Below are 24,098 nucleotides of genomic sequence, written 5' to 3' on the forward strand. Positions count from 1 at the left end.
TATACTATTTAACAAATGGTAAACAACTCGCACTGTGAGTTACTCAAATACTAATATTCGCTATCGATGAAACCGATCGAACGGGCGCGATGCACGACGACTGTACACTGCAATACATATGAACGTTGCCGCCTTCATTCGCCACTGCTCAGCGTCTGTCCTAGCGATTGCTAGCTTGCTTTCTGTTCCCGCCCTTTCAGCGCAGGTGACTCCATGGCAGACGGCGATTACGGCTTCTCCCGATGCGCAAACGCTACCCGAGGATCGCGGGGCGGACGGCCTCGCGCAGACATTGAAGAAGCTGCACACCTGGGCCAGCCTGATGATGATCGTGGCGCATCCGGATGATGAAGACGGCGGCATGCTCACTTTTGAATCCCGAGGAGTCGGGGCGCGAACGGCCATTCTGACGCTGAATCGCGGCGAAGGTGGACAGAATGCGATGTCGGGTGAGGCGGACGACGCTCTGGGACTGATCCGGACTAATGAACTGCTCCTTGCCGATCAATATTCCGGAACCGAGCAGATGTTCTCACGCGTCGCCGACTACGGCTTTTCGAAGACTCTGGACGAAGCCCATGAGAAATGGGGACGCGACCGGGTGCTTTACGACGTAGTTCATGCGGTGCGGCTGTATCGTCCCCTCGTGCTGACCTCAGTCTTCACGGGAAACATTACCGACGGGCATGGACACCATCAGGTGTCGGGTGAGGCCGCCCAAGAGGTCTTCAAGATGGCCGGCGATCCCTCCATCTTTCCCGATCAGATTGCCGCGGGCCTGCGGCCCTGGTCTCCGCTGAAAGTGTATGCGCGGTTGCCCTTCTTCTCCATTACCAGCAAGGGCATGTACGACTATGCCACCAACAAGTGGGCGCCGGTACGCTTCTACGATTACGTGAAGGAGCAATCGTCGGACAAGGTCCCGGCCGTTGATGTCGCGATTGAGGAAGGGCGCTTCGATCCGATCCTGGGACGCTCCTATATACAGATGTCGCGCGAGGGATGGAGCCAGCAGAAGTCGCAGAACGGCGGGGGCAATCCTCCGCTGGCGGGAGCATTCGACGTGGAGTATCACCGCTATGGGTCGCGAGTGGATTCGCCCTCTGGTGGACAACCGGAACAGGAGTCCAACTTTTTCGACGGCATCGACACTTCGCTTCCGGGCATCGCTTCCCTAGCCCATGGGAATACGGCCTTTCTTACCGCGGCACTGAAGGCAATCGACCAGCATGTGGCGACTGCGACGTTCAACTATTTGCCCGCAAACCCGGCAAAGATCGCTCCCGAACTAGCGCAGGGCTATCTGGAGACGAAGGCCCTGATCGAAACGGTGAACGCCAGTTCGTTGAGCGCTGACGACAAGGCAAATGTGGTGTACGAGCTGAATATCAAGCTGGCGCAGTTCAATACCGCGCTGGTCGAGGCTCTCGGGCTGCAGGTGAACGCGCTCGTGATTCCCAAGACCGGAAATCAGCCGACCAAGCTGGGTATCAGCGCCGAGGAGACGCCGACGTCGGTGACTCCCGGCGCGCAGTTCGATGTCCGGCTACACATCACCAGCGCCGCGCCGTGGACGACGGGTGGACCTCTTCGCCTGACGGGCAGCTGGTTGGCAACGCCAGAAAAAGAAGGGTGGAAGCTGGAGCGGATGGGCGCTCCGGGGCTCGACACCGCAAGCAGCCAGGAAGGCGATGTGCTGTACCGGGTGACGGCGCCACGCGACGCGGAATATACGCGTCCCTACTTCACAAGGCCCTCACCGGAGCAGCCTTATTACGATATCGCTGACCCCAGCCTGCTCAATCTGCCTTTCGCACCCTATCCAGTTGCGGGCTGGGCGAAGTTTACCTACAACGGCGCTGAGCTGCGTGTAGGACAGGTCGTGCAGACCAATCACCGCGTGCATGGATACGGAAACCTTTTCCAGCCGCTGGTAGTTATGCCGCGGATTTCGGTGAACCTGAGTGTGCAGGCGGGGATTGTGCCGCTGGGAACGGCATCTTTTCCGCTCGCCGTCTCCGTTAAAAACTACCAGCAGGATTCCGCAGACGGAACGTTGCGCCTGACGCTGCCGGCGGGCTGGACATCCGATCCACCGACCCAGACCTTTCACCTGCGTCCCAATGAAGTACTGCCGGTGGCGTTCATCCTTCATCCTGCCGCGCTGGCCGCGCAGAGTTACGACGTCAAGGTTGTAGCGCAGAGCGGCAACAGCGAGTTTCGCGAGGGCGTTGAGACAGTTGGGTACCCGGGGATGCGGCCGTACTTCCTCTACAAGCCTGCAACCTATACGACTCGCGGCGTCGACGTAAAGGTCGCGCCCGGCCTCAACGTGGGATACGTGATGGGCACGGGCGACGAGACGCCGGCAGCGCTCTCTCAACTCGGGATCCATCCGCACATGTTGAGCGCAGTCGATCTGGCCAGCGCCGACCTCAGCCGCTACAACGCCATCCTCGTGGGAATCCGCGCCTATTCGAACCGGCCCGATCTGACGGCGAACAATCCGCGTCTGCTGGACTATGTGAAGCAGGGGGGGATCGTGATCGTGCAATACCAGAGTCCGGAGTTCGACCACAATTACGGTCCCTATCCTTATACATTGAGCGGCAACGCGGAGAAGGTGGTGGACGAGACCGATGCGGTGAAGCTGCAGAACCCCTCGCAACCGCTGTTTTCCTGGCCGAACAGCATCTCCTCGGCTGACTTCGATGGCTGGGTAGAAGAGCGCGGCCACGGCTTCATGCAGTCGTGGGACGAACACTATCAGGCGCTGGCCGAGACGGCGGATTCAGGTCAGGACCCGCAGCGGGGTGGATTGCTCTACGCCCGCTATGGAAAGGGCGCCTATATCTACGCTGCGTTTGCACTCTACCGGCAGTTCCCTGCGGCGATTCCGGGAGCTTATCGGATACTGGCCAACCTGGTGAGCCTCGGAGCTAACCCAGCCTTCAACTCTGCTGCCAAATAACGAACTTCGACGCTATAAGGGCCCGTATGAGGTCGTTACGAATCTATTCTGAAGCACAAAGTCTTCCAGTGATACTGGAACCCGCGGACCGCATTGATTGCGGCGCTCGAGTGACTTGTACTTCAGTTGTGACCACCAAGTTCGGGAGGAACATATCCGAAGAGCCTGAGCCGCTCGCTTTCACGGTCCAGGGATCGACCTCTCCCACGAAGCAAATCCTTGAGCGACAAATCACCGCATGTTTGCCCAGTCGCCCGGTCTACGACCGGTATGGTTTCCAAGCCCTTTGTCGCCATGATCTCTGCCGCTCCTCGCGTGGTTGAATCAGCGTAAGTAAAAACACCCGGTAGAGGAGCGCTCGAAGCTTTTATTGCAAGCGGCGACATGACCTCTCTTACGAGGACAAGCTCGAGAGGATCGACACCATATTCGCGAGTAAGATGACTGCCTCGCCGGCTAAGCTTTTCAGTCAGAATTGAGCGGGGCATGATAAGTGCCGTGACAAGGTAGGACGCAATGCAGGCGACCGCTAGAGGCAGCAACGCAGGCAGACAGTGAGTGACTTCCAAGCTAAACAAAATCGCGGTGAGGGGCACGCCAAGCGATCCCGCAAGCATTGCCCCCATGCCGATTAAGGCCCAGAACGCCTGAGTCTCGGCTGGTGCGTGAGCCAGATGCCCCGCCATTGCGCCCACAGCTCCACCAATCATGAGCAGAGGTGCAAGCACGCCCCCGGAGGTTCCTGATCCCAACGAAAAAGCCCACATCAGTGATTTCGCGATCAAAATCCCAACGATGAGCCCCAGGGGTGCGCTTCCTCGGAGCAGCTCTGCGATGTTGTCATACCCAACTCCGAGGCCGCGCGGGAAGAAGAGGCCTCCTATTCCAATGCCTACACCCCCAACCGCCGGCCACCACATCCAGTGGAGATGCAAGTGCTCAAACATATCCTCAAACGCATACATCAACCGGCTCATTCCCGCGGAGACGAGACCCAGGAATGCGCCCAGAAAGAGAGCCCCAATTACAAACGAGACGTGCGAAGTGTCCGCCAAGTGTGGCATCTGAAAGAGCGGTCCTGCGCCAAGCCAATAAACACGGAGAAGCGCTGCTGTGGCGCTGGCGATGGCCACGGGAACCAAGCTCCGGGGACGCCATTCAAAAAGAAGGAGCTCGACCGCCAGTAGAATTGCGGCCACCGGCGTAGCAAAGGTTGCAGACATACCCGCCGCCGCTCCGGCGACCAGAAGCGTGGTTCTTTCTGCATCGGTCACATGCATCCATTGGCCTATTAACGATCCAACCGCGCCCCCAGTCATGATGATGGGACCTTCTGCGCCGAACGGCCCACCCGAACCAATTGCAATTGCAGCCGAGACGGGTTTCAGAACAGCGATCTTCGGATCGACTTTAGCTCTGTGAAGGAGAATCGCTTCGATTGCTTCCGGTATTCCGTGCCCACGTATTTTGTCGGACCCAAACCGAGCCATCAAGCCAACGATCAATCCGCCCACAACGGGAACCACAACCATCCAATGCCCGAGAGGGCTTCCGGACGGAGACACCGGACTGATGCTAAAGCGGTGGTAATAAAAGATGTTTGTTGAAACCGCAATGCAGCGCAGAAGGAGTACGGCGAGGACAGTCGCACAGGCCCCGATGCCAACCGAAACGCTGGAGAGTAGCCAGACCCGTCTATCAACCGTAAAATCCCTGAGAATCGATGGCTCCGACTGCAAGAATGCCTTCTTTCATCCGCGCGGTATATCAGCGCGCTACTGTTTATTGGAATTGCGTATGCGTGTAAGCGCCTGGATCAGGCTCGGGGCCAATTCGCGCAATTGTTGAGAATGAACGTCGGCGAGTTGACGAAGCGCCCGGTTGCCTTGGGGGGTCAATTCCAGCAATACGCACCGGCGATCGTTGGGGTCGTGAGTTCTGCGCAAGAGTCCCGCCAGTTCACACCGTTTGCTGAGTTCGACGACGGTATGGTGTCGAAGGCCCATTACATCAGCGATGTAGCTGATCGTAACCAGAGACTCGCCAGGAGCTCCAGCAATCTGCAATAGAAGTTGATGCTGTTGTGGTTGCAGGCCGGCCTCAGCCGCAGCTTGCTCGCTGAACTGCAGGAAGCGCCGGATTTCACGACGAAAGCTAGCCAAGTGTTGAATGTCATCACGTTCAGTGGGCATAGACAAGAGCTTCTTCTTGATCTATCGTAACACGATATCATTTGGCGTGAAACGGACGGCCTCCGTTGTGAGCACTCTTAGGGCCTTTCATCCGGCCGCCGTTGTGGCTGAGGGGTGCCTCAATGAACATCTACATACTGGCGTTTTGCTTGCTCCCGCTTATCGGGATGATCGGCGCTGTAGCGATTCTGGCCAGGGACAAGAGGGTTCGCGATCATCACCATCCAGATTTTCGGAGATAGCGACGGCAAGTCGTGGCTTAGCTGACTGCACGCATCGGCGTTGACCATTGCTGGCTATCACAAGCCAGGCAGTTTCGTAACAGCCTCATATAGCCGCCCTCTTAAACCATAAAAAGAGCGGGCCCTTGCCGCAGCTCCCTCATTTGCGCGGGGTTGAAACGTAGTTACTTCGGGAACTTATTCCATTTTCAACAGCCGAATCGCAACACTTTGCCGGTTATTCACTCAAAATTCGCAGGATATTTACATTTGACTGCGACCATCACATTCGGGCTTCGTGTCGTTATGTCCCTGAGATTGCGCGACTCCCTCAACGCGCAGAATGCTATGCAACTCGAAATGGGAGTCTGCAGGCGGGCCATGACACGCGCAGCTTTTGACCTCAAGTTCCTCGGTAACACTTGTTCGTCAACTGTAAAGAAAATATGAGAGGCCTAATGAATACGAATTTAAAGGCGCTCGCAAGTCTGGTGCTGATGACGGCGGTAGTCGCCGGACAAGCACAGACCACGGCGAGCTCCACGAGTACGACCGCCAAAAAGTCGACCGCACGCAAGACCCATCGAGTGGTTGAAAAGAAGCCTTCCGTCGAGTCCCAGATCAATGAGCTGCGTCAGGATCTTTCCTCGCAGCGTTCGCAGATCGACTCGCTGAAGCAGCAGCTGACTGACCGCGACTCGCAGTTGCAGCAGGCACAGCAGGCTGCGTCAGCAGCCCAGGCGGCCGCCCAGCAGGCACAACAGGCTGCGCAGGCGCAGCAGGCCGCAATCAGCGACACCTCGCAGCAGGTTTCCAGCCTCCAGGGTGCGGTTACCGATCTGAAGGGCAACACCCAATCGATCGTGACCACCATCCAGGATCAGCAGGCGCAGGTCAAGAAAGCGATCGAGAGCCCGGATTCGATTCACTACAAAGGTGTGACCATTTCGCCCAGAGGCAGCTTCGTTGAAGCCGCGACTGTATTCCGGAGCGGGGCGACGGGTGGAGATATCAACACTCCCTTTACCGCCATTCCGCTGGAAAGCTCCGACGACGCGCAGATCAGCGAGTTCTTCGGATCGGGCCGTCAGTCCCGCATCGCCATCAAGGCATCGGGCAAGGCCGCCAACGCCACTCTGACCGGCTACTACGAAGCTGACTGGCTTGGAACCGGCATCACCTCCAACAATAACCAGTCCAATAGCTATGTAATGCGCCAGCGGCAGATCTGGGCGCAGGTTGCACTCAATACCGGTTGGAATTTTACAGGCGGCCAGATGTGGTCCCTGGCGACTGAAACCACCCACGGTCTGGATAACGGCACGGAAATCCTTCCCGGCACCATCGATCCGCAATACACCGCGGGCTTTGTGTGGGAACGCCAGTACGGCTTCCGCGTCTCGAAGAACTTCAGCGACCGGTTGTGGGTCGGCGCATCGGCAGAAAATGCCGAGACTCTGAACCCAGCGGGTGCTGGACTGCCCCTGAATCTGATCATCGGCTCAGCCGGCGTCGGAGGCGGTCTCTATAACGCATCCGCCAACTACTCTTTCAACCTGGCCCCGGACTTGATCGCCAAGATCGCATATGAACCGAAGTGGGGAGGACACTACGAACTCTTCGGTATCTCGCGATTCTTCCGCGATCGCATCTATCCGAATGCTTCAGCTGCGGCTGGCGCTGCGGGCACTCTCACCGGGAACTCTGTAGGCGCCTATAACGACAGCACCATCGGCGGCGCTGTCGGCGCCAGCGGGCGCACGACGTTCCTCCAGAAAAAGCTGACCGTTGGCCTGAAGGGTATCTTCGGAGAGGGCACCGGACGCTACGGCACCTCGACCATCGCAGATATCACGCTGCGACCCGATGGACAGATCGCCCCGCTGCATAACTTCTCCGCTCTGAGCACGGTTGAGGCGAACCCCACCAAGCGCCTGAATCTTTACTTCAATTACGGCGGCGACTATGTAGGCCGCCGCGCCTTCGGCAAGGAAGGCTATGGCTCGTACTTCACCAACATGAGCGGTTGCAACACGGAGCCCATCCCCGGCGCCGCTGCAGCAGCTGCATACGGTGGTGGCGGCACAGGCTTCTCACCCTCCACTCCTGCCAACTGCGGAAACCAGAACAAGGACGTGCAGGAAGTCACTGCCGGCTACTGGTACAACATCTATGACGGTCCCATGGGACGCATTCGTCAGGGCATCCAGTACAGCTACTTCGTGCGCAACCTTTGGTCTGGCGCGGGTGGCCCTCTGAATCCGACCGGCGGAGCCAAGGGTACCGACAACCTCTTCGAAACCTCCTTCCGCTACTACCTCCCGTAGTCAGCAGCAGGATTTAACCAGAAAGGGCATCCGCGAGGATGCCCTTTTTATTTGCGCTTGGGATGTTTTCGGAAACTACGATTGCGCAGTGTCAGCGGCCTGCAGGCTTGTGCTTCTCGGCTCCGAACGCAGCGAGGAAAGTGTCGGCAACATGAACTTCAAGATCCTTGGGCCCCTTTTCGCCGAGTCTTTTTGTAAAGACATGGCGGTAGATCATGGGGCCGAGGAGCAGAGCAATCCCAACCTCAGGATCGATACCGCGGCGCAGCACGCCTCGTTTCTCTCCGCGCTTGAGGATGGCGGCCAATGCCACACGCGCGGGCTCGACGACTCGCTCACGCCACGCTGCGCCGAGAGTCTGGTTGCGTGCGGCATAGGCGATCATATGCGGCACCATCTTCTCGCGCAGCGCCTTGCGATCGAGTGCCGGCTGATATTGAAGCTGGGCGATGAGGTCGGCGCGAAAGTCGCCGGAATCGAAGACCGGCGGCTCTTCATCGATACCGTGCAGATAGCCCATGACCTCGAGGCAAAGGCTGTCCTTGTCCGGCCAGTGCTTGTAGATGGTGGCCTTGCTGACGCCTGAGGCCTCGGCAATGGCGTCCATGCTGGTGGCATCGATTCCACGCTCGGAAAATAGCTGCACTGCCGAGTTCAAAACTTTTTTGTGCGCCTGTATGCTTCTCGGTCTGGCCATCCGCGACTTCAGTTTCCTATGCTTCGATCTTAGAGAATAGATAAGCGCCCGCGCTCAGGAAGACCGCGGCGATACATGCCAGCAGAGCCACATCGTAGAGCAGATTGAAGTGCCAGATGTTGATCAACGAGCCGCGCAGGCCGTCCACTCCGTACGCCAAGGGATCGATGCGAGTAATCACGGTCATCACTAGAGGCAGATTCGCCAGCGGGAAAAGCGCTCCAGAAAGAAAGAAGATGGGCATGACCAGAAAATTCATCACCAGCTGGAAGCCCTGCATGTCCTTGATCACCGAGCCGATGGCCGTGCCCAGGGCCGCGAAGACGATGGCAATCATGACCACGAAAAGAAACGCCGAGGGGATGGCCAGCCAGCTATGCGGACGAAATCCCGCGATGAGGCAGATGATAAGGATCAACGTTCCCTGGATGATGGCAACGGTTGCGCCGCCGAGCGTGCGCCCGACCATGATCTGCATGCGCGAGACCGGAGCGACCAGCGTTTCTTTGAGGAATCCGAACTGGCGATCCCAGAGCATGGCGATACCAGAGAATACAGAGCTGAAAAGCACAGTCATACCCACCACTCCCGGGGCCATGAACTGCAGATAGCTGCCGTGACCGGCCTGCTGAAAGACCGGGCCGAGCCCGAAGCCCAGCGCAAGTAGATACAGACATGGCTGGCCAAGCGAGACGACGATCTGCACACGCGAGCGCACATAGCGCTTCAGTTCCCGCAGCCACAAGATGTAAATCGCACCCATGATTCTTCCTTTCGAATAAAATCGCCTTCAGTGTTGACCGACTGGCGTGCGAAATTCTGACCGCGACCAACGGGAGCGGAAACAGTGGTCGAAGCCGAACTGGCGCGCATAGCGCGCGGTTGCCCGGACGGCCAGTCCTAGCGCCGAAACATCTGCGCAACCTGACGCAATGCGGCCTTCGAATCCGCGCCTTCATCGCGCAACGAGGAACCGGTAAGCGCCAGGAACGCGGCTTCGAGCGTTTCGGTCTTCGTCTGCTCCTTCAACTCCGCCGACGTGCCCTGGGCGACGATGGTTCCGTGATCCATGATGGCAATGCGATGGGCCACACGATCGGCCTCGTCCATGTAATGCGTGGTGAGAAAGACAGTGGTTTTTTCCGTTTCGTTGAGACGCTTCACGTGTGTCCACAGCTGGTTGCGGCTCTGCGGATCGAGTCCCAGCGTAGGTTCGTCGAGGAACAAAATTTTCGGTGTGTGCAGAAAACCGCGGGCAATCTCCAGGCGCCGCTTCATGCCGCCCGAGAAGGTTTTCACATAAGCGTCTTTGCGATCCCAGAGCTCGAAGATCTTCAGCAGCTCTTCGGTCCGCTCAGCGCGAATCTTGCGCGGAACGTGGTAGAGCACCCCGTGCAGGTCCATGTTCTCCCACGCCGTCTGCTCGCTATCGAGGCTTGGGTCCTGGAAGACGATGCCGAAGCGCTGGCGGGCCTGCCTCTGCTTCACCGTGGGATCAAGGCCGTCGAGCTCGATGCGTCCGCTGGTGGGGCGCAGCAGCGTAGTCAGCATCTTGATAGTGGTGGTCTTCCCTGCTCCGTTCGGACCGAGGAAGGCGAAGATCTCGCCTTGCGCCACGTCGAAGGTGATGTCCTTGACGGCGGTGAAATCTCCAAACGTCTTGACCAGATTTTGGACGGAAATCATTCGAGGAAGTCCCTCCTTCGCTTGCAGACGTCTTCCTGACATAGGCAATACTGAACGGTTCAGTTTAGTTTGTCAACTGGGTTTTTACCCGCCAATCAGGGCAATTGCTTCAAGAAATACGTCCGCAATCCCCGATTGCGACGTTGGACAAATGACTCGTTGACAGCTTCGCCGATTAACATCACAATGTAGTTCTAATTATGCTTGGTGAATTCGAATACCTCACCCTCACGGCTGCGGCAGGCCTCGGCGAGCATGCTTACGGAGCGGCCATCCGCGAAGAGATCCAGTCGATCACCGGGCGGGTGTGCTCCATCGGAGCGCTGTATACCACCATCGATCGTCTCGAGAAGAAGGGCCTGCTCAAAACCTGGATGGGCGATGCCACGCCGCAGCGTGGCGGCCGCGCCAAGCGCATGGTGCAGGTAACTCCACAAGGCATCAAAGCGGCGAAGACCTTTTACGACGCGGTGATGCGCGTGAGCCGCGCAGCGCCGTGGGCCGCAACGTGGGAAAACGAGCCACAGGAGAAGAAGTCATGAGAATGCTGGAGATGGTCGCTTATCCATTGGCCCGGGAAGAACGCGATGCCGTCCTGGGCGACATGCTAGAAATCGGAGAGACCGGATCGAAGGCCATCTTCGCCGTAATCGGCCTGGTTTTGAGGCGTGAAATGCTTCTGTGGCAAAGCTGGCGGCCGTGGGTTGCGGGATTGGGCATCGCCCTCCCCTTCAGCTTTCCGTTGATCGGATCGTCGCTAGGCGTGAGTTGGAGTTATCTGCATGCCGTCAGTACAAATTCGACCGGCTATCCTACGACGACCTTGCTCTCTCTTTTGTGCCAAGGTCTGTTGCTCATTGGCTGGTCATGGAGCGCCGGATATGTCACCGGCTTGATTTCGCGCAGGACTCTTTGGGCGAGCGCCGTTCTATGCCTCGCTCCCTGCCTCTTCTGCGAAACGCGATTTCATAATCCATCGCTGTCGCGTCTTTCGCTCCTGCTGTTCCTGGCGCCCGCTCTGGCAGGCGTATGGATGGGCTGGCGCAAGATGCGCATCGCCCCAGGTGCTGCAACAGCCCTAGCAATGACTCTCGCAGCACTGATGCTTGCGAGATGGAACCACGGTGGAGTGTCGATGCTTAGCTGTTTTCTTCTTTGGCCCACGTTCTACCTGATGTCCAATTCGATGCGATCCAGTGTGCGTACAACGCAGGCTTGAAAATACCGCGATAACTAGAGGAACACTATGTCCAGATCGATGCGAACTGCGATAGCTCTTATCGTTGCCACGGTGTTCCCTTCCCTTTTTGCTCTCGCCGCGCCTCAGGCCTTGTCGCCGAGTCACGTGATCGAGCGTGAGCTGCAGTCGCAGAAGTTTTCTCAGAACAAGTTCGGCATCAGCCCCACGCGGAAGATGGCAATCTATCTACCGCCAGGCTATGACGAATCGACCGAGCGCTATCCGGTAATCTACTTTCTCCCTAGCCCCATCGGAGAAACCTATCGTTCGATCTTCGACGAACGCCATGCACAAAGTCTCTTCGAGCGGGCGATCAAGGCGGGGGTAACCGGCAAGTTCATTCTCGTCTCGGTGGACATGACAACGCCGCTTGGGTCTTCGTGGTATGTGAATTCTCCGGTCACGGGTAACTGGGAAGATTTCGTGATCGACGAATTAGTTCCTTACATGGACGCGAGCTTTCGCACGCTGCCCAGCGGCGATTCGCGCGGCATTGCCGGAATCGGGATGGGCGGCTACGGCGCCATTCGTTTCGGCATGCGTCATCCGGAGACTTTCCGGTCGGTCTATGCGATGCATCCGGTCGGCACTGGATCGGGCGTGCAGATCATGGATTCGCGGCCTAATTGGGATCTTCTGGCCAATGCCAAGTCGCTCGACGATGTGAAGAAAGACGGCTTCTCCACCATCTTCACCAGCATCTTCCAGGCTCATCTTCCCGACACCAGCAAGCCTCCGCTCTTCGTCGATCTACCGGCACGCATGGACGGGAATCAACTGGTGATCGACGCCAAGTTGACGGAGCAGCTGCGCGATAACTTTTTTCTTGAAACGATGATTCCGCAATACGCGGAGAATCTGAAATCGCTGCGCGGATTCAAATTCGACTGGGCGCGCAGCGACACCAATCAGGATCACGTGTATTCGAACCAGGCATTCACGCATAAGCTGAACGAGTTCGGCATAGTCCACGAAGCAGAAGAATACAACGGTACCTGGGGAGAGCCTAATTGGGGTTCCGACGGCCGTGTCTATACCGAGGTGCTGCCCTTCTTCGCCCGGCATCTGGTTTTTCAGAAGGGTTCTGAGCGGGCTTCTGAATAGAGCCGCACTGCTGGTCTAGTCATTGTTGGCGGCTATAGCGCCGAAACTTCTGTACCTTGCCTGCATGGCATGTCCCTTGTTAGCCTTAACCCGCATTTCGGGGGCTAATTCTTGCGTAATCAAACGCTTCAGCGCGCTGTCGTTGTTTCCACTCTGATATTTTCCTTCCTCATCGTTCCAGCATCGCGGGCGCAGGCCCCCGTCGAGGACAATTCCGCTATCGACCAGCAGGCCGAGTCGATGCTCAAAAAGCTGACTCTCCAGCAGAAGCTGGAGCTGATTGGCGGCGAAGACAGCATGTTCATCAGAGCGGAGCCCGATGCGGGCTTTCCGCGGCTGAAGATGTCGGACGGGCCGGATGGCATCCGCACCTGGGGTCCGGATACAGCCCACGCTGGCGGCGTGGCATTGGCAGCAAGCTGGGACCCGGAACTGGCCCGGCGCATGGGCGTGGCTATCGCTCAGGATGCGCGTGCGCGCGGAGTTCACTTCCTGCTGGGTCCGGGCGTGAACATCTATCGCGGACCGATGAACGGGCGTAACTTCGAGTACTTCGGCGAAGATCCTTTTCTGTCCGCGCATACTGCGGTTCCCTATATAGAAGGGGTGCAGAGCCAAGGCGTGATCGCCACGGTGAAGCACTTTGCCGCCAACAACGAGGAGTATGACCGGCACAACGTCAGCTCCGATGTGGATGAACGGACACTGCGCGAGATCTATCTACCTGCCTTCGAGGCCGCGGTAAAGGATGCGCATGTCGGCTCGGTGATGAACTCCTACAACCTCTTAAATGGCGTACATGCAACGCAAAACATCCATCTGAATAACGAAATCCTCAAGAAAGAATGGGCTTTCGACAGCATCCTGATGTCGGACTGGGATGCGACCTACAGCGCTGTGGGCGCGGCCAACGGCGGACTGGACCTGGAGATGCCGTCGGGCAAGTTCATGAATCCCAAAAATCTGACGGCTGCCGTAAAGAGTAGTGAGGTAAGTGAGGCGACCATCGACGACAAAGTGCGGCGCATCTTTCGCACTGCAATCCGCTTCCACTTCCTCGAGCGCGACCAGACCGACCTGGGCATTCCTGCTTACACGCAAAGCGGCAAGCAGGTAGCGCTGGACGAGGCGCGGGAGAGCATCACGCTGCTGAAGAACGAAGGCGATGTGCTGCCGCTGGATACCGGCAGGGTTAAGACGCTAGCGGTCATCGGGCCGGACGCATGGCCCGCGGTATCTGGCGCGGGCGGCAGCTCGGCGGTAACCGCGTTCGCTCCGGTGAGCATCATGACCGGCCTCTCCAATTATCTTGGCGAGCGCGTCAAGGTGCTCTATGTGCGCGGACTGCCTTCAACCGAGGATATATTCAACGACACGAAGTTCGTCGAGCCCGCAGGCGAGCCAGCGCCGCAGCGCCGTCGCGACAGTCATGCGGTGAAGGTGGAAACCTTCAACAGCGAGAACTTCGGCGGAGCCGCAACGCTCACCTATGCCGGGCGCATCGCAAACTTCAAGTCGGAAGAGTGGACGCCGTCTGCTAAAGAGCATAAGAGCATCCGGTACACAGCTGAATATATGCCCAACAAGACGGGCAGCTATCTGGTGTTGGCCGGAGCGGGCGGATCGGATGCCTACACGGTGACGATCGACGGCAAGAAGGTGATCGAGCAGCTCAAGCGCGAGGGCCAGGCTCCGCAGTTTGCCGAGGTGAATCTGACCAAGGGCAAGCCGGCGAAGTTCCAGGTCGACTATCTGCCCGATGCGGCATATCCGCGCCTCGGGGTGGGAATCAAAGCCGCCGATGAGTTGGTCTCTCCTGAGGCTGCGAAGGTCGCGGCGATGGCCGACGCGGCAGTCGTATCGGTCGGCTTCGATCCACAAACAGAGAGCGAGGGCTTCGATCGCACGTACTCACTGCCATGGGGACAGGATCAGCTCATCCAGGCGGTGAACGCGGCGAATAAGAAGACGATTGTCACGCTCACCGCAGGCGGCGGAGTCGATACGCATCGCTGGCTTGGGAATACTCCGGTGCTGCTGCACAATTGGTATCCGGGACAGGAGGGAGGTACGGCCCTGGCAGAGATCCTCTTCGGCGAGCGCTCGCCGGAGGGTCACCTGCCCATGAGTCTCGAAAAGAGCTGGGAGGAAAATCCGGTTCACGATAATTACTACGCGCCTCCGGTGCCTGCCGGTGAGACTCCACATGTGAAATATGCCGAGGGCGTGTTCGTGGGCTATCGCTACTACACGTCGATGAACAAGGAGCCGCTGTTTCCTTTCGGCTTTGGACTCTCCTACACCACGTTCGCCTTCTCGGGTCTTAAAGTGTCTCCGGAGACAGCCTCAGCGGATGGTCCCATCACCGTGTCCTTCGAGGTAGAAAACACCGGCCATCGTGCCGGAGCTGACGTGGCACAGGTGTATGTCGGCGATCCCTCAGCCAAAATCAAGCGGCCGGTGAAGGAGCTGAAAGGCTATCAAAAGGTACGACTGGAGCCGGGAAAGAAAGAACGCGTGAGCGTCACCCTGGACCGGCGGTCTCTCGCCTACTGGGATGTCGATTCCAATGGATGGAAGGTCGACCCGGGCCAGTTCACCTTGTTTGTGGGCGATTCTTCGGCAAATACTCCTTTGACCAAGGACTTCACGGTCAAATAACCAGCGATTGAGAGACACGCCCGGAGTGAGTCTCCGGGCGTTTTTTTTCGTGTGAAATTGGTCTTTGCGCCGAAGGCAGATCTCGCGCATCCATGACAAGAACCAACAGCGTTTAGGAGAACCAGAATGGCAGAGGTACGTGTGATTGCGCGGGCGGTGGCTCGCGAAGATAAAGCTGACGAGCTAAAGGCGTTGCTCAGCGGACTGGTCGTGCCCACGCGGGCCGAGGCAGGCTGCGTTTACGACGATCTCTTCGAATCGAATCTACCGGGCATTTTTGTATTCAACGAACTTTGGCAGAGCCAGGCGCATCTGGATGCCCATGCGGCGAGCAGTCACTTTAAGCAGATCTTCGGAAAAGCCGATCAGATTTTGGCCGAACCGCTGGAAGTGAATCTTTTGACCGCTGTTGGTTAGGTGGTGGCCTGGATATCACGATAAACCTCGGGCTATCGACGTTCTGTGTGCGAAGCATAAAAGGAGGGCCATGGCGGCCCTCCTTTTTATGTTTACCTTCTTGCCTTACCCGAATCGGCAGAACTTGCACATGCTAAGACAAAGCCACTCCAGTTAGACGGAAGATAGTAACAATCATAAAAACATTGGCAATCTTAATATGTATCCAGTTATCTATCTAATCGGGGCTCCCAGATATCCGTCCACATAATTAAAGGTTTTTTTGAAACTATCCGAAGGTTATCGTGCTAGTGTAGGAGAAATTTTCAGGCCAGTAGCTAAAGGTATCTTCCCTCTAGCTTGCAAGGGGCTTCATGACAGTTTCTCCAGAAAGACATAAGTTTCTGCTTCTCGACGTGTTGCGCGGGTTAGCTGCCGTATTGGTTGTAGGACGCCATATACCAGACACACTTAACAAAAGCCTCGTCCCCTTTGGCAGCTATCTCTGCGTCGACTTATTTTTCTGCCTTAGTGGGTTTGTGATTGCCTACTCCTACCAGGATCGACTGGCAGATAGGATGGATTTCTCATCCTTCAGCCTGGCGCGCCTGATCCGTCTTTATCCGCTCTACTTCCTCGGATTGCTATTGGGCGCCTGCTTCAAACTTATGGGGATCGTGCTAACTTTAAGCGGAAGGCAGGAAGTATATCCGGGGCCGGGGCTACTACAACATTTTATTTCAGCATTTGGTATGGCCGTTCTGTTTCTTCCGAGCTTTTCAACTTCGCGAGTTGCAGCTACTCCGTTCTCTTTCAATCCGCCATCCTGGTCCTTGTTCTATGAACTGGTAGCCAATTTTGTTTTTGCGATGTTAGTGCGGCGGCGTCTGGCGTCGAATGCGTCGGTTGTGGGCCTGATGACCTTATGCTTAGGTGTGCTCAGCGTATGGAGCCTGATATACGCCACGACTCTCGATAATGGGGTGCTTCCCGGAACCTATTCCATTGGCTTTGCCCGAGTCGGATATTCGTTCTTCGCGGGAGTTTTGTTGTTCCGGATCTATCGCGCCGGAGTGCGGATAGAAATCAAAGGCCTGTCGCTGATTCTGACGACACTTGTTCTGCTCACAGGCACCGGTATCCTGCTCGCGATCCGCGTCCCCAAATCTATCGACGGCATCTATGGTCTCGCGATGATCGGGATCATTATCCCCACAATTGTTTGGGTGGCCGCCTGCTGCAATGTAGGAGATCGATTCCGACCTACCGCCGCACTTATGGGTGAGGTCTCGTATCCTCTCTACGTCATCCATATGCCGCTGCTCTTCTTCGTCGCGGCGGCGTCGAAGAGCAGGCCAGGCTGGGCCTTGAGTCCCTACACTGCCCTTTTGCTGATACCGATGTTGTGCCTGCTGTCATTCTGGATTTCGCGAAACTTCGACAGGCCTATCAGGATGGCACTTAACAGGAGGCTCAGCCAAAAACGAGCACTCACAAGTCCCTTGCCAGCGGTGGCCGATGTTTCAATGAGCTGACCGTCGTTTCGCTTCTTTGGATCGGTTCCAGCCGAGCCTCAAGGTATTTCAAGGCTGCGCCAAGGCTAACCCTTTGCTGAACCGACGAAGGGCAGTACGATTGTGGATATTAGGCTACTTGCGCGGTAGAGATCCAGAGTCCGGCTCGTTCATTGCGCGTAGAAGGCGATCCCGCAGGCTAGCGGGGGCGGAATAAAGGGGCCGCGATCGGCGTAGAACGCGGGATAACTCTTTTTCCGCCTCGAGCGTTTCTCTGCAGTTTTCGCAGAGTTCTAGATGGGTGCGTAGTTCGTCGGCTTGCGAGACACACAGCTCTTTATCGAGATGAAGCAGAATGTTCTCGCGATAGTCAACGCAATCCCTCATTTCGCACTTTCCCCACGGACGATTCGGGCTTCGTCAAAGTAAGAAGTTCGCGAAGCTTCGCACGTGCTCTTGCCAGCCGCGACATCACTGTCCCTACGGGGCAGTCTAGGAGGCCAGCAATCTCATGATACGGTAATTCCTCGAATTCTCGCAGCAAAATGATCTCGCGAAATTTGGCCGGCAGTTTCTGAATTGCCGCGCGTACTTGTTCTCCCTCAGTCTTGCTCACTAAGGCAGCGTAGGAGTCTGGAGATGGCTCCGCTATCTCTCTTGCCGAACCATCTTCTCCATCGATCCAGGAGATTTCAGGACCGGTGCGCCGCTTCCTGAGCTGATTGAGCCATGCGTTCCGCAAAATCTTAAAGAACCAGCCCTTGACGTTGCTTTCCGGCCGCAGTCTCTTCATTGCTGGCATCGCGCGGACGTAAGTCTCCTGGACCAGATCCTCAGCCTCCGCATGGTTGCGGGTCAGAACCATTGCGTAGCTGTACAGTCCATCCAAGTATTCGATGCCTGTCGTTTCCGAATCGTAGTGTGGGTAGGACATAATGTGCACTTCCTATGCGATTACAACGTGACTTTGCACGGTTGATGACAATGAGTCGTTACCTGATAAAGCCGTCGAGTTAGCAATCATGATCTCGATGCAGATAACGGTAGTAAGAACTGCATATTTCGATCGAAACATAACTTCGTTAGAGAAACAGTAGTGGCGCTTTTACAGGCAGACGACGATAAACCAGAGGAGCAAGTTCACGATTTCGAATTTATCCAGCCCGGGCATTTGAAGCTTTTGAGGCAACCGCATCTTCATAGCGTTCTCTCCTGTACTTAAGAGTGCGCAGAAGGACTGGAATATCGATCACCTATTCCTGTTACAAAATAACTTTTAGGGAATTCTCCGAATGAGGCGCAAAGACGATTCGCTCCGCTCGACCTGGGGCGTTTCCGGCGGAGTATCGCAGGCCTGCAATTCCTGAACGCTGCCCGTCAAAATACCGATATGGCCTGTGCATTCGCGTGACAACAGGCTGGCCGCGATTGTCGCGCGATATCCGTCCTGGCAGTAGACAAAAATTGGCCTGGAAGGATCGATCAATCTTGTTCGTGGGTTCAGTTCAAGCAGAGGCACGGAGATCGCGCCAGACAATTGTCCCTGCAACCATTCTGCCCGGCTGCGGACGTCGATAATTTGCGGCGGCCAATCTGCTCGCGGAGCGCGGATATCCTCACACTGATAGATGGGCAGGCTGCCGAGCTCTATCCCAGTCTGTTGCCACTGTTCCTTGTCTGCCAGAGCATACCCGTCGACATTTTCAAGACCAACTCTGGCCAAACGGCTCTGTGCCTCTTGTGCACTATTCTCATCTTCGGCAATGAGCAGAATTCTTTGCGAGGGGCGCAGCAGGATTGCGGCCCAGCTCGAAAATGACCCCATGAGACCGATTTGCATGGATCCAACGATGTGGAAGGAGGCAAATTTTTCTGTCGGTCGCGTATCCAAAATAAGAGCGCCTCGGTGTCGTTCTTTCTCGAGTCGCCCTGCCGTTAGCTGCTGAAGTTGTGACGGTTCCGGCAAGTGATCCACTCCTCTCTCTACATATGCGCAAGAGCTCGCATATTTCGATCACCGTGACCGTCACTTTTTTTATTTTTTTGTCACCGCCTGTTGAGGGACGGCCGCCGGCTCTCTGAGAAAAGCTTCCACCTTGTGCCGTTCGCGTTCGCTTTCCGGCGTGGCGGCCCCACGCTTGTTCCACATAGACCACACTTCGGCGCTTTTCGTATACCAGGTGCGCGACTCGGCATCAGCCGCGAGTCGCTCTGTTGAAGAGAGTTTGCGGTCCATGGCGACCCGACGCGGCACCGCGCCCTCGCTTTCATAGCAGAATCCTAGATCTCGCAAAACCAACAGGCTTGGCGAGTTCACACTGAACGCATCAAGAAAGGGCAAGGCTGCGTTCGCGTATTGTCGGGCTGCGGGGAGATCGTTCGCCGCCAGTTTTACATCGCTCAGCTTGCAATACGACCTCATAAGGTGAAGCCGTCCATGGGGACTTGATTCTGCGAATTCCTGCCTTATGACATTTGCTTCTTGGAGAAGGCGCAGGCGCTCGGAAGACTTCTCTTTTTTGACAAGCACTTCAGCCAGAGCTTCATCCCGTACTGCGAGCCAGTGTCGCGCCCCCGCCCCGTAAAGCGGAGACAGTTGCTTGGTCATGGCAATAGACTTTCGATACCAGACGCTCGCGGTCTGTGGATTGCTCTGGCGGAAGGAATCGCCCATCGATGCGTAAACAAGAGCCAGGTCGTACTGCGCCTGGGCATTTTTGCCGTCGACTCCAACCAGCATCTGCGCGATCGAGAGAGCTTTACGTGAGTAAACCTGCGCCTGGGCTGAGTCGCTTACGTTCAAAACATCTCTGCCTGCCAGAGGAAAAACAATCTCCTCGCACGCGAGAAAGAGCGCTCGTTGGGCTCGCACCGATGACGGAAATTTTTGAACCAATGTTTCTGCAAGAGCAACGGCCTTCCGCTCGCTCGCAAGGGCTTCCGATTGGTTGCCCAATTCGTTGAGCGCCCTGCCCCGATCGAGATAGAGGTCGATCAGCATTCGGTCGTGATCTTCGACACCATTTGGAGCCTCTCCAAAGACCTGAAATGCCGAAGAATAATTTTCGAGCGCCTTATCAGGGTTAAGGCTGTTTAGATTGACATCGCCGATTCCGGCATAACTCGTTGCCAGGAGGCGCCTACGATTCGGGTCGTTAGGCTTCTGCTGCCAGAATTTGCGCGCCCAGGTAAGCCCCGCCTCATAGTTGTCATTTGCGGCATGCAGATTTCCCAGAAAGGACTCGATGCTGCCCAGTCGCTGATAGGTTTCAATTACAGCTTCGGTGCTTTCGTCTCCGGGCATGCGAGCTTGCGCTTCGAGAGCTATTCGCGAAGCTTCCTGATAACTGGTAACGGCTGTTCCGGAGTTGCCCAAATTCGCGACCAGGGGTGATCCTTCCAGATCGCCGACGCGTACATAGGCTTTTGATAATTCAAGCAATAACCGAGGATCGCTTCCGGTTGTCTTCCGCAATTCGCCCAGGTAGCTGAGAGCGCTCTGAAAAAGCGCTGCCTGCGTTTCGGTGGAGGCCGACGAATGCTGAAGCTTGTCCGTCATGTCCAGAATTGCTGAATCGGCAAGCGTTCGAACTTGCTTGACCCGGCGATCAACCCTGCGGGATTGCCTCCAGTAGAGAAAAAAAAGACTACTAAGAATCACAGCGATTGCGCACGCCGCAAATACGGCAGCCTTATGCCGCCGAACAAACTTGTTCAAAACATAGACTGGGGTTGTCTTTCTCGCCGAGACCGGTTTTCCCTGGAGATAACGAGACAAGTCCTCATTAAAATGCTCGACTGTAAGGTAGCGCCGAGACGGATCAATATCCATTGCCTTCAAGACAATGCTGTCCAGATCTCCCGACAGTTCTTTTCTTACCTCGTTCGATATATTCAAAGCCGAACTTGGTTTCCGGCCTCCCTGCTCAGCGATAACTCGATCAGCTGCAGCCGATGAAAGGTTATCCAGCGTATAAGGACGTGAACCGGTGAGCAATTCAAACAGCAAGACTCCGAGAGAATAGATATCCGTTGCTGTTGTAAGTTGTTTTCCTTGTATCTGCTCCGGACTTGCATAGTCAGGAGTCATTCTCCTCAGGCTGGTTTCCGTTGGAGAGTTATCGCTCAAGACTAATTGCGGCGCCAGAGGCTTCGAAATTCCAAAGTCAATGAGCTTGACCATTCCGTCCGGCGTCACCATTACGTTGCTGGGTTTTATGTCGCGATGGATTATCAGCTTTTGATGCGAGTAGTGAACCGCGGAGCATACCGACTGAAACAGCTCAACGCGCTGCCGGATTGACAGGGCGCGGCCTTTGCTGGCCTGCGTGATCGGCTGGCCTTCTACATACTCCATTACGATGAATGGGCGACCGTCCTCAGTCTCGCCCCCATCAAGAATGGTTCCGATGCTGGGATGGTTCAGAGTTGCCAGGATCTGCCGCTCGGTACGAAACCGGTGAACCAGCTCCGGTGAGTCGTGCCCCCTGCGGATCGTTTTGATGGCCACGACTTGGAAATAGTGATCATCCGAGCGGACGGCGAGATAGACGATTCCCATTCCGCCACTGTCTAACTCGCGGACCAGGCGGTAGGGACCAAGTTGTAAACCCGTCTCTGAATGACTCGAAGCTTGTGCTGCCTCTTTAATGTCGTCCGCTATAAGAGAGCGGAGCGTTCTCTCGGAGTCATTGTCGCTTTCGAGCAGCGACTCGATCTCGGAGAGTAAGCCCTTATCGCTCTTGCAAGCGTTCTCCACGTAGCGCCTTCGCTCGGCAGGAGGCCGCTCCAGCGCACCTTGAAAAATCTCTTCGACTAAGCTCCAACGATCACTCTTCATCTTGTTTCATGCTGGGGCTTCGTGACATTTCGCGACGTATCCACGCTTGCCCGAGGCGAAGCTCACGGCCGACAGTCGCTACTGAAATTCCCAGGACCAGACCTATCTCTTCGGTCGTCATTCCACCGAAAAACTTGAGCTCGATCGCCCGGCTCTTCCTTTCATCGATTTCTTCCAGTCTTCGGAGCGCGTCATCGAGCACAATCACATCAGGCGCCGGCTGTGCAGCAATATCCATTCCGGTTTGGAGGGTCACTTTGATGCCTCCTCCTCGCTTCTGCGCCAGGCGTTTTCGCGCATGCTCGATCAGCACACGTCTCATGGTGTTCGCAGCAATGGCGTAGAAATGCACGCGATTTTCAGCATGCAACTTCGTCTGATCAGCTAAACGAAGATAAGCCTCATGAACTAAACCAGTGGGCTCAAGAGTATGCTCGCCGTATTCCCGTCTCAGGCGCGATCGCGCCAGGCGAAGCAAATCATCGTAGATGATGGGTGTGAGTTGCTCTAGGGCTGAATGGTCTCCCTGGCTCCAGCGCACGAGCAGGCCGGTTACGACATTTGAACCGCCACGTGTTGTGTTGACAGAACCGCCATTTGACATCCAAAAATATCTCTCTCTCGCCCTACCATGATTTTACCGGAAATGATCCGGAAATCAGGGTCTTTAAGCTCTCTACATCAAATGTCGTTTTAATAATTTCGGCGAAAAAGCTGAGCCTGAATAAGGATGAAGAGAATCCGTAAATACAAAGTGCGAGAGGCGTAGAATTTTTACATAAAGAAGAAATTTTCCAGACAATCGCGGGAATAAATATCCAGCTGATGTGTAACGCGCCGGATAAATGCTGGTCCGCAATGCCAATTGCCTCTGAGTCAGAAATGGTGCCCTTGTCTGATAAACATAAAGGAACGCGCCCGTGGTTACCTCGCTACCGGCGGCGAGTTGATCGATAGCGACGATGCGATGAGTATCTCTATATAAGGTTGCATCGGAAACTAAGACGCTAACCGCAGCGCCAATTGCACATGACGCGATGGATTGGCGTTTGTGCTTCCGCTGAACGGGCAAGCCGCCGCTGGGGGATAGGGCTCCGGTGCTCCTGTTGATGGTGCGTGCCGATGGAAGAGCCGGGGCCGATGTCGTTCGTTGCGTTCAACACATTGCGGAGCTACGCTCATCTGCAGCCCGCAGCAATCTGCTCGAATCGCCCGCTATGAATTAACGCCTCCTGCTAATCTTCGCATCCTGTTTTGAGACGCTTGATTTCTTGCGCTCAACACCGCAATCGTCTCTCGCCGATTGGTTCAAATCATTCCCGAGTAAGAAGGAATAAAGGAAGCCGGTCGTTGGTTGTTATCACCAGAATTCAAATTTCTGGCTGAGCCGGTGCAGGCCTCAGTCATTCAAGGAGCCTCATATGGGAATGTTAGGAATGATCGGTGATATGGGAGGAATGATGAAGGGCATGGACGAGCTCATGCAAGGGATGCAGGAGCTCGAGGGAGGAGCAGGGAGCGGCGGCGGACAGGGCGAACCTCCTTCCATGTCCGGCAGTCAAGGTCCGGGAGGCGGCCTGCAGGGGCTTGAGCAGGAGGTTCAGCAGGCGCTGCAGGGGCTGACCAGCGAGCTTGGCGGTGGGCAGAGTGGTGGTGGAGCCGGACAGGTCGGCGGCGGACAGGGAGGACAGGGCGGCGGCCTGGAGCAACTAGCTCAGGAATTACAGCAATTGCTCGGCGGACAAGGACAGGGTGGCGGCGCACCATCCGCGGGCGGACAGGGCGGCGGTAGTGGTTCCCAACCCGCAGCCTTTAGCGGAAACGAATCTTCCGCGTTGCCGGACCTCAATAACCTGATATCGGATGCCTCCGGTGATTCGGGAAGCTCGCGTCCGACACACGTCGGCGGCGATCTTGAGCGCTTGCGCGGTGAAGTTCAGACTGCGATGCAGAACGGGCAAATGAGTGAACAATCGGGCGCAAAGGCTCTGGCAGACATAGGCAGCGGCAACATACAAGGTGTAGAGCAAGATCTGACCGGTACCAGTGGGCCTGTGACCCAGCAAGCGCAGGCTTCCGCAGATGGCAATCCCTTGGCAGCGATGATGTAACGCGGCTATCGCTGTGATTGGTGACCGCCGTCGGGGTGCGGAGAAGTAGGAACGCATGAGCGTTTCAACTTCTCCACATCCCATATTTATTTCTGGCAGCAGTGCTTGCGGTGATCGGGGTTTATAACCACACCAAGA

General features: G+C 56.3%; 18 protein-coding genes. 9 read left to right on the forward strand and 9 right to left on the reverse strand.

Translation table 11 applies throughout. The features are described from left to right. Nucleotides 1–175: 175 nt before the first annotated feature. A complete protein-coding gene (locus tag XX99_RS12090) occupies nucleotides 176–2,971 on the forward strand; it encodes a PIG-L family deacetylase (RefSeq protein ID WP_197081881.1) in 2,796 nt (931 codons plus the stop codon). 122 nt (nucleotides 2,972–3,093) lie between these two features. On the opposite strand, the gene XX99_RS12095 is transcribed toward XX99_RS12090, so the two are convergent. Beyond that, the gene (locus XX99_RS12095; protein WP_231581303.1) at nucleotides 3,094–4,503 is read right to left on the reverse strand and encodes a chloride channel protein; all 1,410 of its coding nucleotides are present in this window, start codon (nucleotides 4,501–4,503) and stop codon (nucleotides 3,094–3,096) included. A gap of 243 nt (nucleotides 4,504–4,746) precedes the next feature. Next, nucleotides 4,747–5,163 carry a MarR family transcriptional regulator gene (locus XX99_RS26730; protein ID WP_082125514.1) on the reverse strand — a complete coding sequence of 139 codons (417 nt, stop codon included), beginning with the start codon at nucleotides 5,161–5,163 and terminating at the stop codon, nucleotides 4,747–4,749. A 679-nt stretch (nucleotides 5,164–5,842) separates the two neighbouring features. Here XX99_RS26730 and XX99_RS12105 point away from each other — a divergent pair. Continuing rightward, complete coding sequence (locus XX99_RS12105) at nucleotides 5,843–7,711, forward strand: hypothetical protein (protein ID WP_050059651.1); 1,869 nt, start codon at nucleotides 5,843–5,845, stop codon at nucleotides 7,709–7,711. Nucleotides 7,712–7,802: 91 nt separating this feature from the next. Here XX99_RS12105 and XX99_RS12110 read toward each other — a convergent pair whose 3' ends face one another. From XX99_RS12110 to XX99_RS12120, 3 genes are all read right to left on the reverse strand, one after another. Further along, nucleotides 7,803–8,408: a TetR/AcrR family transcriptional regulator gene (locus tag XX99_RS12110; protein ID WP_050059652.1), complete on the reverse strand. Its 606-nt coding sequence runs from the start codon at nucleotides 8,406–8,408 to the stop codon at nucleotides 7,803–7,805. A gap of 16 nt (nucleotides 8,409–8,424) precedes the next feature. Continuing rightward, on the reverse strand, nucleotides 8,425–9,171 hold the full coding sequence (locus tag XX99_RS12115; RefSeq protein ID WP_082125515.1) for an ABC transporter permease: 747 nt from the start codon (nucleotides 9,169–9,171) through the stop codon (nucleotides 8,425–8,427). 137 nt (nucleotides 9,172–9,308) lie between these two features. Then, the gene (locus tag XX99_RS12120; RefSeq protein WP_050059654.1) at nucleotides 9,309–10,094 is read right to left on the reverse strand and encodes an ABC transporter ATP-binding protein; all 786 of its coding nucleotides are present in this window, start codon (nucleotides 10,092–10,094) and stop codon (nucleotides 9,309–9,311) included. 200 nt (nucleotides 10,095–10,294) lie between these two features. Here XX99_RS12120 and XX99_RS12125 point away from each other — a divergent pair, with 200 nt between their 5' ends. From XX99_RS12125 to XX99_RS12150, 6 genes are all read left to right on the forward strand, one after another. After that, on the forward strand, nucleotides 10,295–10,636 hold the full coding sequence (locus tag XX99_RS12125; RefSeq protein ID WP_050059655.1) for a PadR family transcriptional regulator: 342 nt from the start codon (nucleotides 10,295–10,297) through the stop codon (nucleotides 10,634–10,636). Continuing rightward, a complete protein-coding gene (locus XX99_RS12130) occupies nucleotides 10,633–11,313 on the forward strand; it encodes a hypothetical protein (protein WP_156185953.1) in 681 nt (226 codons plus the stop codon). Before XX99_RS12125 ends, XX99_RS12130 begins: the two co-directional genes overlap by 4 nt. 27 nt (nucleotides 11,314–11,340) lie before the next feature. Then, the gene (locus XX99_RS12135; RefSeq protein ID WP_082125516.1) at nucleotides 11,341–12,438 is read left to right on the forward strand and encodes an alpha/beta hydrolase; all 1,098 of its coding nucleotides are present in this window, start codon (nucleotides 11,341–11,343) and stop codon (nucleotides 12,436–12,438) included. A gap of 111 nt (nucleotides 12,439–12,549) precedes the next feature. Further along, nucleotides 12,550–15,099 (forward strand): beta-glucosidase, encoded by a 2,550-nt coding sequence (locus XX99_RS12140; RefSeq protein WP_050059657.1) that lies wholly within the window; start codon nucleotides 12,550–12,552, stop codon nucleotides 15,097–15,099. Between the two features lie 126 nt (nucleotides 15,100–15,225). Beyond that, nucleotides 15,226–15,516 (forward strand): putative quinol monooxygenase, encoded by a 291-nt coding sequence (locus XX99_RS12145; RefSeq protein ID WP_050059658.1) that lies wholly within the window; start codon nucleotides 15,226–15,228, stop codon nucleotides 15,514–15,516. Nucleotides 15,517–15,869: 353 nt separating this feature from the next. Beyond that, complete coding sequence (locus XX99_RS12150) at nucleotides 15,870–17,030, forward strand: acyltransferase family protein (protein WP_050059659.1); 1,161 nt, start codon at nucleotides 15,870–15,872, stop codon at nucleotides 17,028–17,030. Between the two features lie 349 nt (nucleotides 17,031–17,379). On the opposite strand, the gene XX99_RS12155 is transcribed toward XX99_RS12150, so the two are convergent. The 4 genes from XX99_RS12155 to XX99_RS12170 all read right to left on the reverse strand — a co-directional run bounded on the left by XX99_RS12155 (nucleotide 17,380) and on the right by XX99_RS12170 (nucleotide 22,453). Beyond that, nucleotides 17,380–17,943 (reverse strand): sigma-70 family RNA polymerase sigma factor, encoded by a 564-nt coding sequence (locus XX99_RS12155; RefSeq protein WP_050059660.1) that lies wholly within the window; start codon nucleotides 17,941–17,943, stop codon nucleotides 17,380–17,382. 342 nt (nucleotides 17,944–18,285) lie between these two features. After that, nucleotides 18,286–18,975, reverse strand: coding sequence for a rhodanese-like domain-containing protein (locus XX99_RS12160; RefSeq protein ID WP_184084881.1), 690 nt, complete (start codon nucleotides 18,973–18,975; stop codon nucleotides 18,286–18,288). A gap of 69 nt (nucleotides 18,976–19,044) precedes the next feature. Next, nucleotides 19,045–21,849: a serine/threonine-protein kinase gene (locus tag XX99_RS12165; RefSeq protein WP_050059662.1), complete on the reverse strand. Its 2,805-nt coding sequence runs from the start codon at nucleotides 21,847–21,849 to the stop codon at nucleotides 19,045–19,047. After that, entirely contained in the window at nucleotides 21,839–22,453 is a 615-nt protein-coding gene (locus tag XX99_RS12170) for an ECF-type sigma factor (RefSeq protein ID WP_050059663.1), read from the reverse strand. Before XX99_RS12170 ends, XX99_RS12165 begins: the two co-directional genes overlap by 11 nt. An 817-nt stretch (nucleotides 22,454–23,270) precedes the next feature. Here XX99_RS12170 and XX99_RS12175 point away from each other — a divergent pair. Continuing rightward, nucleotides 23,271–23,960, forward strand: coding sequence for a hypothetical protein (locus tag XX99_RS12175; protein ID WP_184084878.1), 690 nt, complete (start codon nucleotides 23,271–23,273; stop codon nucleotides 23,958–23,960). Nucleotides 23,961–24,098: the final 138 nt, after the last annotated feature.

Source organism: Silvibacterium bohemicum, assembly GCF_001006305.1.
GTDB classification, from domain to species: domain Bacteria; phylum Acidobacteriota; class Terriglobia; order Terriglobales; family Acidobacteriaceae; genus Silvibacterium; species Silvibacterium bohemicum.